Here is a 13851-nt window from a genome sequence, read left to right on the forward strand (position 1 = left end):
GACGCGGCGCGGGCTGACTTCGGTCACCCGCGCCGCGTCTCTTTTTTCGTCCGTCCTCTTCACCTCGGGAGCGTCATGCAGGAATCGTTGCGGATCACCGCCAGCACGATCGACCCCGGTCTGCTCGAGCTCCCCTGGTCGACGTCTCTCGCGGTCTGGCCCTCGGAGCGCATCGTCTCCCTTCCCAAGGGGCTCTCGCGTCACCTCGTCCGCTTCGCCGATCTCTCCGGCCGCGTCGTGGCCGTGAAGGAGACCACCGCGGAGATGGCGCAGCGCGAGTACGACATGCTCGGCAACCTCGCCCGCCTCGATGTGCCGTGCGTGTCCCGCGTCGCCGTGATCGCCGGTCGCACCGACGACCAGGGCGACCCGCTTCCCGCCGCGCTGGTCACCTCGCACCTGCGCTTCTCCATGCCGTACCGTGCGCTGTTCACCCGCGTGCTGCGTCCCGACACCGCCAACCGCCTCGTCGACGCCCTGGCCCTTCTGCTGGTGCGCTTGCACAACGTCGGCTTCTACTGGGGCGATGTCTCGCTGTCGAACACGCTGTTCCGCCGCGATGCCGGTGCGTTCGCGGCGTACCTGGTGGACGCCGAGACGGGAGAGCTGCACGAGGAGGGCCTCACCGAAGGCCAGCGCTCCTACGATCTCGATCTCGCCCGCACGAACATCGCCGGCGAGATCATGGACCTCGCGGCCGGCGGACGGCTCGAGCACGGCGTGGATGCCGTCGCGATCGCCGACGGCATCGTGTCGTCGTACCGATCGCTGTGGGCCGAGCTCACCGCGCAGGAGTCGTTCTCCTCCGCCGAGACCTGGCGGATCACCGAGCGCGTCGAGCGCCTGAACGCTCTCGGCTTCGACATCGACGAGATGTCGATGACCACGACCCCGGACGGGACCGCCGTCGAGATCCAGCCGAAGGTCGTGGATGCCGGTCACCACCAGCGACGCCTCATCCGGCTCACCGGCCTCGACGTCGAGGAGAACCAGGCGCGCCGGCTGCTCAACGACCTCGACGAGTTCCGCGCCCGATCGACCAAGCAGTGGGTCGACGAGGAGATGTACGCCCACGAATGGCTCACACGTGTCTTCGAGCCTGTGGTCCGCGCGATCCCCTACGAGCTGCGCGCCAAGCTGGAGCCCGCCGAGGTGTTCCATCAGGTGCTGGAGCACCGCTGGTATCTCTCGCAGGCGTACGGACGCTCCGTGCCGCTCGCCGAGGTCCTGACGAGCTACATCAACGAGGTGCTGCGCCATCGCCGAGACGAGGCGACCATCATGGGGCCGCCGACGGAGACCATGAGCCTCCCGGTGATCACCGGGAATCTGTCGGTCGCCGACGACGACGAGGCCGTGGACTGGCGCGACCTGGTCTGACGCCCCTCCCCCCGGGAGGAGCGCCGTCGCAGGTCAGTAGCCGACGGTGAATCGTTCGCGGTGGTGGTTGCCCTGCTCGATCTCGTCGACGACCGCCACGGCGAAGTCGGCGCCGGAGATGGTCGACGAGCCGTCCTCGGCGCGCACGAGCACGTCGCCGCCGTCGCGGTACTTCCCGGTGCGCTCTCCCTCGGCCCACGGACCGAACACCTCGGCGGGGTGGATGAAGAACCAGTCGAGGTCGGCCGGTGTGGTCTCGAGCAGCGCGAGCGAGTCGATGCCGACCTGTGCCTCGTGCTTGTACTCCTCGGGGAAGTCCTGGTCGAACAGCCGGGGCCCTCCGGGCGCGACGAGGCTGCCGCCGGCGCCGCCGATCACGCCCAGACGCGTCTCGGTGCCCGTGAGGCGTTCCGCCAGCCCGCGCAACGCGTCCAGCACGCTGTCGGCCATGTCGCCGCGGGGCGACAGAGCGGAGACCACGGCATCCGCTCCGTCGAGCGCCGCCGCGATCGAGTCGATGTCGAGCGCCGACCCCTGGATGTACGCCGCGCCGGCGACCGGAGCCTCGGGCTCCGAACGGGAGATCGCGATGACCCCGTGCTCGCGGGCCACCGCCTCCGTGACGATGTGACGACCGGCGTAGCCGGTCCCTCCGAGGACGACGATGCGAGCCATGCGATTCTCCCTGGGTCAGGTGTTCGAGTGCGGGCGCCGCGTCACTTCGCGGCGCGGATGGTCGCGACCTGGTACAGCGCGACGGACGTGGCGATCCCGGCGTTCAGCGACTCGGTGGCCGCCGAGATGGGGATCGAGACGATCTGGTCGCAGGTCTCACGGACCAGGCGCGAGAGCCCCTTGCCCTCGGAACCGGCGACGATCACGACCGGGCGGTCGGCGAGCTGCAGCGCCGGAAGCGAGATGTCGCCGTCGCCCGCGAGTCCGAGGATGAAGACCCCCTGCTTCTTGAATTCCTTGAGCTGCGTGGTGAGGTTCGTGGCGAGGGCCACCGGGGTACGGGCGACCGCACCGGCGCTGGTCTTCCAGGCGGCCGAGTTGACGCCCGCGGATCGACGCTGCGGCAGGATGATGCCGTGTCCGCCGAACGCGGCGGCCGAGCGGATGATCGCTCCGAGGTTGCGCGGATCGGTGATGCCGTCGAGGGCGACGAACAGGGGCACCTCGCCGCGGTCGATCACCTGTTCGAGCAGGTCCTGCGGGTGGGAGTACTCGTACGGCGGCACCTTGATCGCGACGCCCTGGTGCACGCCGTCGAAGCCGGCCATGCGGTCGAGCTCCTGGCGGGTGACCTCCATGACCGGGATTCCCCGGTTGGTCGCGATCGACAGCATCTCCTTGACGCGGTCGTCCATCTCGACGCGCTGCGCCACGTAGAACGCCGTCGCGGGGATCTTGGCGCGGAGCGCCTCGAGCACCGAGTTGCGACCGGTCACGACCTCGGTGTCGGTCGTGTTGTCCTTGGCGCGGGCCGTGCGGTTGGGGTTGCCGCCCGCCGTCTGACGCTGCCCCGGCTTGCCCTTGCCGCCGGACGCCGCGTAGCGCTCGGCCGCAGCCTTGCGCTTGCCCGCGGGGTGCCAGGCGCGATCCTCCGCCTTCGGGGTCGGCCCGCGGCCCTCGAGCGCCTTGCGCCCCAGTCCGCCGGTGCCCTTGAGCGGGCCCTTCTTGTTTCCCTTGCTCGCGCCGGGGCGCCCTGGCTTAGCCATCGATACTCCAATGAGTTCCGGCCGGAGTGTCCTCCAGCGTGATTCCTGCGGCGGCGATCGCATCTCGGATGCGATCCGCTGCCGCCCAGTCCTTGTCTGCGCGTGCCTGAGCACGCTGGGTGATCATCGTCTGGACGAGCGCGTCCAGGGTCGTATGGGCGGCGACGTCTCCGCCGGAGCCCATGAGCTCGTCGAACCCGAGCAGGCGCACCATCGCGTCCACCTCGGTGAAGGCGGCCCAGGCCTCGTCGTGATCGCCGTCATCGATCGCCGTGTTCCCTCGTCGCACGGTGTCGTGCAGCACGGCGAGCGCCTGAGGAACGCCGAGGTCGTCGTCCATGGCGTCCGCGAAGGCGCCCGGGATCTCGCCGATGCGGGCGTCGTCGGGCGCACCGGGCAGCGTGCGGCGGACGCGGGAGATGAAGGTGGCGATGCGGCTGAGGGCGGCATCCGCCTCCTCCCACGAGGAGTCGCCGAGGTCGAGGCTCGATCGGTAGTGCGCCGCCGCCAGTGCGTAACGCACGACGAGGGGCTCCTGCAGCGCCAACACGTCGGCGGCGAGCGTGAAGTTGCCCAGCGACTTCGACATCTTCTGCCCGTTCACGGTGACCAGGCCGTTGTGCACCCAGTACTCCGCGAACGCGTCGCCGGCAGCGGTGGACTGCGCGAGCTCGTTCTCGTGGTGCGGGAAGCGCAGGTCGAGCCCGCCGCCGTGGATGTCGAACGCGGCGCCGAGGTAGCGCTTCGCCATGGCGGAGCACTCGATGTGCCAGCCGGGGCGACCGGAACCCCAGGGAGACGACCAGCTCGCGTCGGCCGGCTCGCCGGGCTTCGCTCCCTTCCAGAGCGCGAAGTCCTGAGGGGTGCGCTTCCCTCGGGGATCGGCGTCTTCCGCGGCCTCCATCGCATCGATCGACTGATGCGTGAGCGCGCCGTACTCCGCCCAGGAGCGCACGTCGAAGTACACGTCGCCCGAGCCGTCGGGCGCGGGGTAGGCGTGACCGCGCTCGATCAGGAGCGCGATGAGCTCCTGCATCTGTGGGATCGACGCCGTCGCACGCGGCTCGTAGGTGGGAGGAAGGATGCCGACGCCGGCATACGCTGCACTGAACTCCTGCTCGATCCGGTACGCCAGCGCCCACCACGGCTCGGTGTCGGTCGCGTTCTGCAGCACCTTGTCGTCGATGTCCGTCACGTTGCGCACGAAGGTGACGCGGCCGTACCGGTGCGTGAGCCAGCGGCGCAGCAGATCGAAGCTGAGCGCGGCGCGGACGTGGCCGATATGCGGCGCGGACTGCACCGTGGGTCCACAGACATACATCGTGACGTTCTCGGGGTCGAGAGGCACGAAGTCACGCAGATTCTGCGTGCGGGTGTCGTGGAGGCGGAGTGTCACCGCTCAAGCCTACTCGGAGAGCGCGCCAGGGCCCTGAGTAAGTCCCGGGGCCGGCACCACCATCGCGATCGCCGTGACCGAGATCCCCTCACCACGTCCGGGGAAGCCGAGCGCATCGGTCGTCGTGGCGGTCACCGACACGGGCGCGCCGCCGAGCGCCGCCGACAGCGCGCGCTCGGCCTCGGCACGACGGGCGCTGAACCGCGGTCGATTGCCCTGGAACTGCGCCGACACGTTCCCGATCGCGAAGCCGGCCTCCGCGAGCAGTTCGCGCGTGCGGGCGAGGAAGACCTCGGCGTGCGCCCCGGCGTACTCCGGATGCGCGGTGCCGAAGTGCTCGCCGATGTCGCCGAGACCCGCCGCCCCGAGCAGCGCGTCGACGATCGCATGAGCGACCGCGTCGCCGTCGGAGTGCCCGGAGAGGGGCTGCTCCCCCGGCCAGGCGATACCGGCCAGCCACAGGTCGCCCTCGCCGCCGAACGCGTGCACATCGGTACCGATGCCGACCCGCGGCACGAGAGGAGCGGTCGTCGGCGTCAGGGCGGTCGCCGGCGCCGGGGCCGCCGTGAGGGCACCCGCATCCGCCAGCAGATGGCGCGCCCGCTCGAGATCGGCGGGCGTGGTGATCTTGAACGCCCGCTCGGAGCCGGCGATGTGCCGCACCGTTCCGCCGTTCGCCGCGAAGAGCGCGGCGTCATCGGTGTACTCGGCCCGCGCCGTCCGCGCGGCGGCATAGGCATCTTCGAGCGGGCCGCGCGGGAAGCCCTGCGGCGTCTGCGCAGCGGCGAGCTCGGAGCGGTCGACCGCCGCGACGACCGTCCCGTCGTCGACCCGCTTGAGGGTGTCGACGACGGGAAGGGCGGGGATGACGCCGACCTGCGCGCCGGCCGCGTCAACGGCATCGACCACGGCATCGATCTGCGCCGGAGGCGTGAGCGCTCTGGCCGCATCGTGCACGAGCACGGTCGACACATCACCCCAGAGGGCTGCCAGCCCCGCGGCGACCGACTGCTGGCGCGTCTCGCCGCCGGTCACCACCCGTACGAGGTCGATGCGATCGCCCGCCGCCTCGCGGGCTTCGGTCTCGGCGTCGCCTTCGAACCCGGCGGGCGCGACGATGATCACCTGCGCGGGGGCCGCGGCGAAGACGCCGTCAAGCGCGTGGCGCAGGATCGAGTGGCTGTCGATGCCGACGAGGGCCTTGGGCGCACCGGCATCCAAACGGGTGCCGGAGCCGGCGGCGACGACGATGATCGCGGTGTCCGGGACGGGGAGCAGAGTCACGATCTCACGCTACCGTCTGGCGGAGACGACGAAGGGGCGGATGCCGCAGCATCCGCCCCTTCGAGGAGTGATTCAGGAGGCGAGGACCTCGTCGAGCAGAGCGCTCGCCTTGTCCTCGTCGGTCTTCTCGGCCAGTGCCAGCTCGGAGATCAGGATCTGGCGAGCCTTGGCCAGCATGCGCTTCTCTCCCGCGGAGAGACCGCGGTCCTGGTCTCGACGCCACAGGTCGCGGACGACCTCGCTCACCTTGATGACATCGCCCGAGGCGAGTTTCTCCAGGTTCGCCTTGTAGCGACGCGACCAGTTGGTGGGCTCCTCGGTGAACGGGGCACGAAGCACCTCGAACACGTGGTCGAGGCCTTCCTTGCCGATCACATCGCGGACGCCGACCAGGTCGACGTTCTCGGCGGGAACCTCGATGATGAGATCACCCTGGGTGACGTTCAGCTTGAGATACTTCTTCGCCTCACCCTTGATGATGCGTTCCTTGACCTCGATGATGGTCGCAGCGCCATGGTGCGGATAGACGACGGTTTCGCCAACCTCAAAAAGCATAAAAAAATGTCCTTTCGGCAACCTCAAGGATACCACAGGGATTATGCGCTAAGGTTCGCGCCGCATCCGTCTCGGAGAGGGCACGCGCGTACCCGTAGAATGGAGACGGATATTCCGTCGGACCTCAGGAGGACCCGTGAAATCGCGCCTTGTTGCGTCTGCCGCCCTCAGCGCTCTCGTTCTTCTCAGCGCGACGGGCTGCACGTTCATCTCGCCGCAGGCGACGACGATCGAGTACTCCGCGTCGGACGGCGTCAACGTGTTCGATCCCGACAGCCCCCTCGATGTCCGCAACGCCTTCATCGTCGCGAACGAGGACGGCACGGTGGGCAACTTCATCGCCGCCGTCGTCAACCCCACCGATGAGCGCGCCACCCTCACGATCGGCATCGACGGCATCGATCCCTTCACGGTCACGGTCCCCGCGGGCGACCGCGTGAGCTTCGGCGCCGACGCCGACCCGCTGCGCATCATCGATCTCGACGCCATGCCCGGCTCGACGGTCGAGATGCACTTCCAGTCGGGCGACGCCCTCGGCATGAAGACCCAGGTGCCCGTGCTCGACGGAACGCTCCCCTACTACGCCGATCTGGTGCCGACCGACGACTGACCCCGGTCCGCGCATATCGTACGGAAGAGGCCGGCCCCCACGTGGGAGCCGGCCTCTTCCGCGTCCCGTGCGCGTCCGCGTGCACCGGGACGCGGGGATCAGCCCTCGAAGCGGTACCCGAGACCTCGCACCGTGACCAGCATGACCGGCTCGCTCGGGTTCTCCTCGATGCGCGAGCGGATGCGCTTGATGTGCACGTCGAGGGTCTTGGTGTCGCCGAAGTAGTCGCTGCCCCAGACCCGGTCGATCAGCTGACCGCGGGTGAGCACGCGACCCGAATTGCGCATCAGCACCTCGAGCAGTTCGAACTCCTTCAGGGGCATGTTGATGAGTGAGCCCGCGACCGACACGGTGTGCCGGTCGATGTCCAACGAGACCCGTCCGCCGTCGAGCACCCGCTCGTCGAGCTCGCTGTCGGCCTGCACGACGCGGCGGAGCACCGCGCGCATCCGGGCGAGCAGCTCGCGCGAGGAGTACGGCTTCGTGATGTAGTCGTCGGCACCCAGCTCGAGTCCCACGACGATGTCGACCTCGGAATCCTTGGCCGTGAGCATGATGATCGGAACCGCCGACGTCGACCGGATCTGACGGCACACCTCGGTACCCGGCATGCCGGGAAGCATGAGGTCGAGGAGCACGATGTCGGCGCCGCGCTCCCGGTACGCAGCCAGCGCCCCTGGTCCGTCCTCGGCGATCTCGACCTCGTACCCTTCCCGCCGCAGCAGGTAGGCGAGCGGGTCGGCGAGGTCGGGCTCGTCTTCGACGAGAAGGATGCGTGTCATGCGGTCTCTCCGTTCCGGGCGCGCCCCGCGAGCGGGGCGGACGGGGCTTTCGCCTTCGCCTTCGCCGCCTTGCGGGCGCGTTTCTTCTTGCTCTTCTTGCCGATGTCGAGGGGGTCGGGAGCATCGATCATCGGAAGGCGGATGGTGAAGGTCGAGCCCCGCCCGGGTCGCGACCACAGGCGCACCTCGCCGCCGTGGCGCTGGGTGGCGTGCTTGACGATCGAGAGACCGAGTCCGGTGCCGCCGGTGCGGCGCGAGCGCGCCTCGTCGGCGCGGTAGAACCGCTCGAAGATGCGCTCGCGGTCGGCCTCGGCGATCCCGATGCCCTGATCGGCGACGGCGATCTCGACCACGCCGTCCTCGGCCTTCACGCCGACCCCGACGCGGGATCCGCGCGGGGAGTAGACGATCGCGTTCGCGACGAGGTTGCCGACCGCCTCGATCAGGATCTGCGCGTCTCCGCGCACCCAGGCTCCGCGATCGCCGCCTCGGCTGAGCTCGACGCCGGCGGAATCGGCCTGCACGACGTGCGCCTCGATCGAGGACGCGATGACCTCGTCGATCGACACGGGGGTCACCTCGGCGAGGCCGTCCTCGGCCTGCAGGCGGGAGAGGCTCATGATGCGCCCGGTCAGCTGCGCGAGACGCCCGGCCTCGGCGGAGATGCGGGCGGCGAAGATGCGGACCTGAGGCGGATCGTCGGCCGCGGACTCGATCGCCTCGGCGAGCAGGCTGACGGCCCCCACGGGTGTCTTCAGCTCGTGGCTGGTGTTGGCGACGAAGTCGCGGCGCATCTGGTCGAGCCGCTCCTGCTCCGTCACGTCGCGGATGATGAGCAGCACCATGCGGGCGCCGAGCACGCTCGCGCGTGCCGAGACCAGCCGCGGGTCGAGGCTCACACCACCGCGCGTGATGCGCAGGGAGTCGGTCTTCGTGCCGCCCGCCGAGCGCACGCTGCGCACGAGCTGACGGAGCTCGGGATGGTCGAGGGTCGCCCCGACCTCGATGCCGAAGCGCGTCGCCGCCTGCGAGGCCGCGAGCACCAGGCCGGAGCTGTCCACGACGCAGGCCGCGTCGTCCATGCTGTCGAGGACGTCGGTGATGCCGTTGGGAACGACCGTCGACGTCTGCTGCTCGACGCGGGCTCGCGCCCGGTACGCCCACAGCATCAGAAGCGAGAACCCGACGCCGATCAGCACACCTGCGGCGAGGGCGATCAGCGCGATCTGCGGCAACGTCATACCCTCAGCGTAGAGTGCGTTCACCGGCGCTTCGGCGCGTTTTCCGACGGGCACGGCAACGGGAGAAGTACTATTCACGTTCTGGGCACCGTTCGTTAACCTTCGGGGCACACAATCGCATCGGGCCTGTGCGGGAGCACGGCCCGACCCTCTCGCGGACGACACCGTCGCGACTCGAACGAAAGGTTGCGCCGCACATGCGCGAAGTCTTCCACCAGTCCCTCGAGGACCTGCAGTCTCGCCTGGTCGAGATCGCCGACCTCGTCACGGTCTCGATCGACAAGGCCACGCGCGCGTTCGCCACGAGTGACGTCGCGCTGGCCGAAGAGGTCATCGCCGACGACGCCAAGATCGACGAACTCGCCCTCACGCTCGACGAGCAGGCCATCGAGATCCTCGCCCGCCAGCAGCCGGTCGCCCGCGACCTGCGCATCGTCGTGACGGCGCTGCGGGTGAGCGCCTCGCTCGAGCGCATGGGCGACATGTCCGAGCACATCGCCCAGCTCGCCCGGCTCCGCTTCCCCGAGCGCGCCATCCCGAAGGGACTCAAGGGCACCTTCGTCAAGATGGGCGAACTCGACGTCGAGATCTCACGCACGCTGTCCGAACTCATCCGCACGCAGGACCTGCGCTTCGCCGACATCATCCGCAACGCGGACGACGATGTCGACGAGTTGCACGCCAACGTGTTCGAGAAGGTGCTCAGCGACAACTGGAAGGGCGAGGCCACCGCGACCGTCGATGCCACGCTGGCCAGCCGCTACCACGAGCGCTTCGCCGACCACGCGGTCGCGGTGGCCAAGAAGATGGTCTACCTCGCGACCGGCGACTGGCAGGTCTCCGAGGCCGAGATCGCCCTCGCCGCCGAGCAGCAGCGGGAGTTCGGGCACGCCTGAGTCCGCGCCACTCCGCCGACGCCCCGAGCCGATGCTCGGGGCATGACGAAGCCCCTCCTGGTCCGCGGATCAGGAGGGGCTTCGTCGAGGAGGGGCGGCGCCGGGCGCCGACCCGCTACTTCTTGCCCTGCGCGGCGACAGCGGCGGCGCCGGCGGCGGCGGCCTCCGGGTCGAGGTAGCGCCCCGGACCGGTGGGCCGGTTGTCCTCGTCGAGTTCATAGACCAGCGGGATGCCGGTGGGGATGTTCAGCTCGGCGATCTCGTCATCACTGATGCCCTCGAGGTGCTTCACGAGTCCACGGAGCGAGTTGCCGTGCGCGGTGACGAGCACGGTCTTCCCCGCGTCCAGGTCGGGGACGATCGCGTCGTCCCAGTACGGAAGCAGGCGGTCGATCACGAGCTTGAGCGATTCGGTGCGCGGCACGTCGCCGTCGATGCCCTGGTAGCGCACATCGTTCACCTGGCTGAACTCGCTGGCGTCGTCGAGGAGGGGCGGCGGCACGTCGAACGAGCGGCGCCACAGCTGGAACTGCTCCGGGCCGAACTCCGCGAGCGTCTGGGCCTTGTCCTTGCCCTGCAGCGCACCGTAGTGACGCTCGTTGAGGCGCCACGAACGGGTCACAGGGATCCACAGACGGTCCGCCGCGTCGAGCGCGATGTCGGCGGTCTGGATGGCCCGGCTCAGCAACGAGGTGTGCAGGACATCGGGGAGGATGCCGGCCTCGGCGAGCAGCTCGCCACCGCGGCGGGCCTCGTCCTTGCCCTGCGCGGTCAGGCGGACATCGACCCAGCCGGTGAAGAGGTTCAGTTCGTTCCACTCGCTCTGGCCGTGGCGGAGCAGGATCAGGGTGCGCGTCGCAGTCATGCCGCCAGTTTATCCGCGCGGGTCGTCGGACGTGCACGCCGCCGTCTCCGGGGTTCACACGGGGCTGGGAGGATGGAGTCATGGCGCGCTCTCCCCTCGGTCGTCCCACGCGCGGCACGACCGGGACCAATCGGCTGCGGCGGAACGACCGCTGGATCGCCGTGAGTCCCGCGTTCCTCCGTGCGGAGGACCCCCTCGTGATCGACCTGGGCTACGGTGCGAGCGGGGTCACGGCGTTCGAGCTCGCCACCCGGCTGCAGGGCGTGCGCGCGGATGCCGAGGTGCGCGGGCTCGAGATCGATCCGGCCCGCGTGGCCCTCGCGACCGCGCAGCTCCTCGACGTCCAGGCGGGTCGGACCCCCTTCTCCCCCGCTCTGCGGGTCTCGTTCGCGCGCGGCGGGTTCGAGGTGCCGCTCCCGGGCGCCCGACGGCCGTGCGTGATCCGCGCCATGAACGTGCTGCGGCAGTACGACGAGTCCGATGTCGCCGAGGCCTGGCGCACGATGGCGGAACGCCTGGCGCCGGGTGGACTGCTCATCGAGGGCACCTGCGACGAGATCGGCCGGGTGTCGAGCTGGATCGACGTCGGCCCCGACGGCCGGGCCCTGCGCTTCACGATCTCGCTGCGGCTGGCCGAGCTGGAGCGGCCGAGCATCGTCGCCGAGCGCCTGCCGAAGGCGCTGATCCACCGCAACATCCCCGGCGAGCGCATCCACGCCCTCCTCGCCGACCTCGATCGGGAGTGGGATCGGGCGGCACCGCTGTCGACCTTCGGCGTGACACAGCGGTTCATCGCCGCCGTGACGGCACTGCGCGACCAGGGGTGGCCGATCATCGGCACCCGCAATCGGTGGCGCCTGGGCGAACTGACCGTGCCGTGGGAGGCCGTCGCCCCCTTGCCGCAGAGCGCGTCGCCGCCTGTTCAGGCCTGAGCGCGGGGGTCCGGCGCCGAGGGACGTCGGGAAAGCCGCGTGAGGCGCGGGATGTCGGCAGTCGCACCGGCGTCGCCGGGGACGATCACCTGCTGCGCGGCGGCGATGTCGATGCCGTCCTCGCGCACCACGAGGTCGCCGATCGGCGCGCGCCGCGAGAGGATCGCGAGGGCGATGGGCCCGTCCTCATGGTGCCGCGCGACCGAGGTCAGGTGTCCGACCTCGTCGTCTCCCGCGAAGACTGCGGCGCCGGGCGACGGAAGCACCGCGTCACTGCCGTCGAGCTGCAGCGCCGCGAGCCGCCGGGGCGGATGTCCGAGGTTGTGCACCTTGGCGACGGTCTCCTGCCCGCGGTAGCAGCCCTTGCTCAGGTGCACCGCGCTGCGGATCCAGTCGGACTCGTGCGGCAGCGAGCGCTCGTCGACCTCGGCGGCCCAGCGGGGGCGCCAGGCGGCGATCCGCAACGACTCGGCCGCGAGCAGACCGGCGACGGCCTCGGGATCGGCCGACGCGGCGAGCGCGGCCACGGCATCCACGGTGACGATGGCGACCCGCCAGGCGAGGGCGGCTCCGGGGTGATCGGACACCTGGGCGTACTGGTGGCCGCCGACCGACACCCGCTGCCACGGGTCGGCCCAGATCAGGGGCGCGCCCTGCGGGGCGAGCGCGATCGCCGACACGGTCTCCGCAGCCGGACCCCCGTCGACGAAGCCGAGCAGAGCGAGCTCAGGGCGCAGATCGACCGTCGCCTGGGTGCGGAACTTCATCCGCGTCAGCCACGTCGCCAGGCTCTCCGCATCCGCGGCGTCCGCGATCAGCCAGGTCGACGCGCCGTCGTCGAGCACACCGGCCGCGTGCTCGACCCGGCCCTGCGGATCGAGGACGAGCAGCTCCGTGCTCTCCCCCGGGAGCAGGTGCCCCACGGACTGCGACGTGATCGAATCCAGCCAGCCGAGGCGTTCGGGGCCGGAGACCTCGATCACGCGGCGGTCGTCGAGCGGCACGAACGCCCCTCCCGCCGCCAGCCGGCGCTGTTCGCGGAACGGATCGCCGAAGTGCGCGATGCCGAACTCGTCGGCGACGGCGCCGGGGATGCCGGAGAAGATCGCCATGTCAGACCTTCGCCAGACGGGCGGAGGCGTGAGAGCGCAGCGGAGTGCCCAGGGCGGCGATGTCCCAGGCCCAGAGCATGTGTCCGTCGACCAGACCGTAGAGGCGCGTGGCGGCGCCGTACTCCTTCGCCCCGGCGGCGCGGACGATGGCGTCGGAGGCGATGTCCACACGCGGGCCGTTGATCTCGCCGAGGTAGAGCTCGAGGATTCCGTCGGAGTGGGCGATCGAGACCTCGATCGGGAAGCCGCCGGATGCCGTGCGCAGCTCTTCGACGTCGTCGACGGTGCGCGTGACCGGCTGCTCCCGCGGCGGCAGCAGCGCCGGTCCGGCATCCGTGTCGGCGGCGGGCCGCGCGAGGCGCCAGAAGCCGGTCTCCGCGATCAACGGCACCGAGGCGGTGCCGTCTTCACCCACGAAGGTCGCGGTGGCGGAGTAGTTCAGGAAGGGGCCGCCGTCGTGGCTGAAGCTCACCTGATGGGCGAACTCGCCCTGCAGACGGTCATCTCCGACGGGGAAGTCGATCACACCGGTTCCCTCCCACACGCCGATCAGCCACGAGAGCGGAGCGAGGTCGGCGGGAAGATCGGTCGGCAGCTCGAGCACGTCGCTCAGCGCTGACCGCGGAACAGGTTGCGCAGAACCACGGCCGACACGAAGACGATCGCCAGGCTCGCGAGACCCAGCAGACCGATGAAGAAGATCTCGAGCGCCATGATGTCCATGCGTCCACTTTACCCCGGCTGGGGAGAGGTGTCAGGTCGGGATCAGCGCGGCGAGGCCGAATCCGATCGAGATCATGCCCATCAGCAGCAGTGCGCCGATGACGCTGGCGGCCACGCGGAAGATGAAGCCCTGTGTGCGTCCGTACCAGAGCTGCACCGCGAAGGAGATCAGGATGACGCCGCCGAACGCGACGAGCATCCAGGACACGCGCCAGTCCTCGGCGACGAAGATCCCGAGCAGGATGCTCGCGAGGAAGGCGGTGACCCACACGGCGACCACGCCGACGAAGGCATTACGCGGTGCGAGGGCTGGTTCCGTCATGACTCCATTGTGACCCATCGGCTGCCGGTATC

15 protein-coding genes are annotated in these 13851 nt (G+C 70.0%); 4 read left to right on the forward strand and 11 right to left on the reverse strand.

Annotated features, from left to right (window positions below):
• Positions 1 to 75 precede the first annotated feature (75 nt).
• Positions 76 to 1380 (forward strand): DUF4032 domain-containing protein, encoded by a 1305-nt coding sequence (locus ACWA14_RS11475; RefSeq protein ID WP_463793556.1) that lies wholly within the window; start codon positions 76 to 78, stop codon positions 1378 to 1380.
• Between the two features lie 33 nt (positions 1381 to 1413).
• Here ACWA14_RS11475 and ACWA14_RS11480 read toward each other — a convergent pair whose 3' ends face one another.
• The 5 genes from ACWA14_RS11480 to ACWA14_RS11500 all read right to left on the reverse strand — a co-directional run bounded on the left by ACWA14_RS11480 (position 1414) and on the right by ACWA14_RS11500 (position 6336).
• Positions 1414 to 2055 carry an NAD(P)-dependent oxidoreductase gene (locus tag ACWA14_RS11480; protein ID WP_463793558.1) on the reverse strand — a complete coding sequence of 214 codons (642 nt, stop codon included), beginning with the start codon at positions 2053 to 2055 and terminating at the stop codon, positions 1414 to 1416.
• A 41-nt stretch (positions 2056 to 2096) separates the two neighbouring features.
• Complete coding sequence (rlmB, locus tag ACWA14_RS11485; protein ID WP_463793560.1) at positions 2097 to 3101, reverse strand: 23S rRNA (guanosine(2251)-2'-O)-methyltransferase RlmB; 1005 nt, start codon at positions 3099 to 3101, stop codon at positions 2097 to 2099.
• Positions 3094 to 4497 (reverse strand): cysteine--tRNA ligase, encoded by a 1404-nt coding sequence (gene cysS / locus ACWA14_RS11490; protein ID WP_463793562.1) that lies wholly within the window; start codon positions 4495 to 4497, stop codon positions 3094 to 3096. The genes rlmB and cysS overlap by 8 nt, the downstream gene beginning before the upstream one ends.
• Before the next feature lie 9 nt (positions 4498 to 4506).
• A complete protein-coding gene (gene ispD, locus ACWA14_RS11495) occupies positions 4507 to 5781 on the reverse strand; it encodes a 2-C-methyl-D-erythritol 4-phosphate cytidylyltransferase (protein WP_463793563.1) in 1275 nt (424 codons plus the stop codon).
• Between the two features lie 72 nt (positions 5782 to 5853).
• The gene (locus ACWA14_RS11500; RefSeq protein ID WP_463793564.1) at positions 5854 to 6336 is read right to left on the reverse strand and encodes a CarD family transcriptional regulator; all 483 of its coding nucleotides are present in this window, start codon (positions 6334 to 6336) and stop codon (positions 5854 to 5856) included.
• Between the two features lie 136 nt (positions 6337 to 6472).
• On the opposite strand from ACWA14_RS11500, the gene ACWA14_RS11505 reads away from it, so the two are divergent.
• Positions 6473 to 6946 carry a DNA modification methylase gene (locus tag ACWA14_RS11505; RefSeq protein WP_463793567.1) on the forward strand — a complete coding sequence of 158 codons (474 nt, stop codon included), beginning with the start codon at positions 6473 to 6475 and terminating at the stop codon, positions 6944 to 6946.
• A 98-nt stretch (positions 6947 to 7044) separates the two neighbouring features.
• Here the strand turns inward: ACWA14_RS11505 and ACWA14_RS11510 are convergent, their stop codons facing one another.
• On the reverse strand, positions 7045 to 7728 hold the full coding sequence (locus tag ACWA14_RS11510) for a response regulator (RefSeq protein WP_463793572.1): 684 nt from the start codon (positions 7726 to 7728) through the stop codon (positions 7045 to 7047).
• Entirely contained in the window at positions 7725 to 8969 is a 1245-nt protein-coding gene (locus ACWA14_RS11515) for a sensor histidine kinase (protein WP_463793574.1), read from the reverse strand. The genes ACWA14_RS11510 and ACWA14_RS11515 overlap by 4 nt, the downstream gene beginning before the upstream one ends.
• A 197-nt stretch (positions 8970 to 9166) precedes the next feature.
• Here ACWA14_RS11515 and phoU point away from each other — a divergent pair, with 197 nt between their 5' ends.
• On the forward strand, positions 9167 to 9865 hold the full coding sequence (gene phoU, locus ACWA14_RS11520) for a phosphate signaling complex protein PhoU (protein WP_463793576.1): 699 nt from the start codon (positions 9167 to 9169) through the stop codon (positions 9863 to 9865).
• A gap of 115 nt (positions 9866 to 9980) precedes the next feature.
• Here the strand turns inward: phoU and ACWA14_RS11525 are convergent, their stop codons facing one another.
• Positions 9981 to 10730, reverse strand: a complete 750-nt coding sequence (locus ACWA14_RS11525; protein ID WP_463793579.1) for a phosphoglyceromutase — start codon at positions 10728 to 10730, stop codon at positions 9981 to 9983.
• Positions 10731 to 10810: 80 nt separating this feature from the next.
• Between ACWA14_RS11525 and ACWA14_RS11530 the strand changes: the two genes are divergently transcribed.
• Positions 10811 to 11662, forward strand: coding sequence for a methyltransferase domain-containing protein (locus tag ACWA14_RS11530; RefSeq protein WP_463793582.1), 852 nt, complete (start codon positions 10811 to 10813; stop codon positions 11660 to 11662).
• On the opposite strand, the gene ygfZ is transcribed toward ACWA14_RS11530, so the two are convergent.
• From ygfZ to ACWA14_RS11545, 3 genes are all read right to left on the reverse strand, one after another.
• On the reverse strand, positions 11653 to 12774 hold the full coding sequence (gene ygfZ, locus ACWA14_RS11535) for a CAF17-like 4Fe-4S cluster assembly/insertion protein YgfZ (RefSeq protein WP_463793585.1): 1122 nt from the start codon (positions 12772 to 12774) through the stop codon (positions 11653 to 11655). The genes ACWA14_RS11530 and ygfZ overlap by 10 nt on opposite strands.
• Position 12775: 1 nt before the next feature.
• Positions 12776 to 13378 (reverse strand): nitrobindin family protein, encoded by a 603-nt coding sequence (locus tag ACWA14_RS11540; RefSeq protein WP_463793587.1) that lies wholly within the window; start codon positions 13376 to 13378, stop codon positions 12776 to 12778.
• A 150-nt stretch (positions 13379 to 13528) separates the two neighbouring features.
• On the reverse strand, positions 13529 to 13819 hold the full coding sequence (locus ACWA14_RS11545; protein ID WP_463793592.1) for a hypothetical protein: 291 nt from the start codon (positions 13817 to 13819) through the stop codon (positions 13529 to 13531).
• Positions 13820 to 13851 lie beyond the last annotated feature (32 nt).

The sequence above is a fragment of the Microbacterium sp. TW_SC_2 genome, from assembly GCF_055361165.1.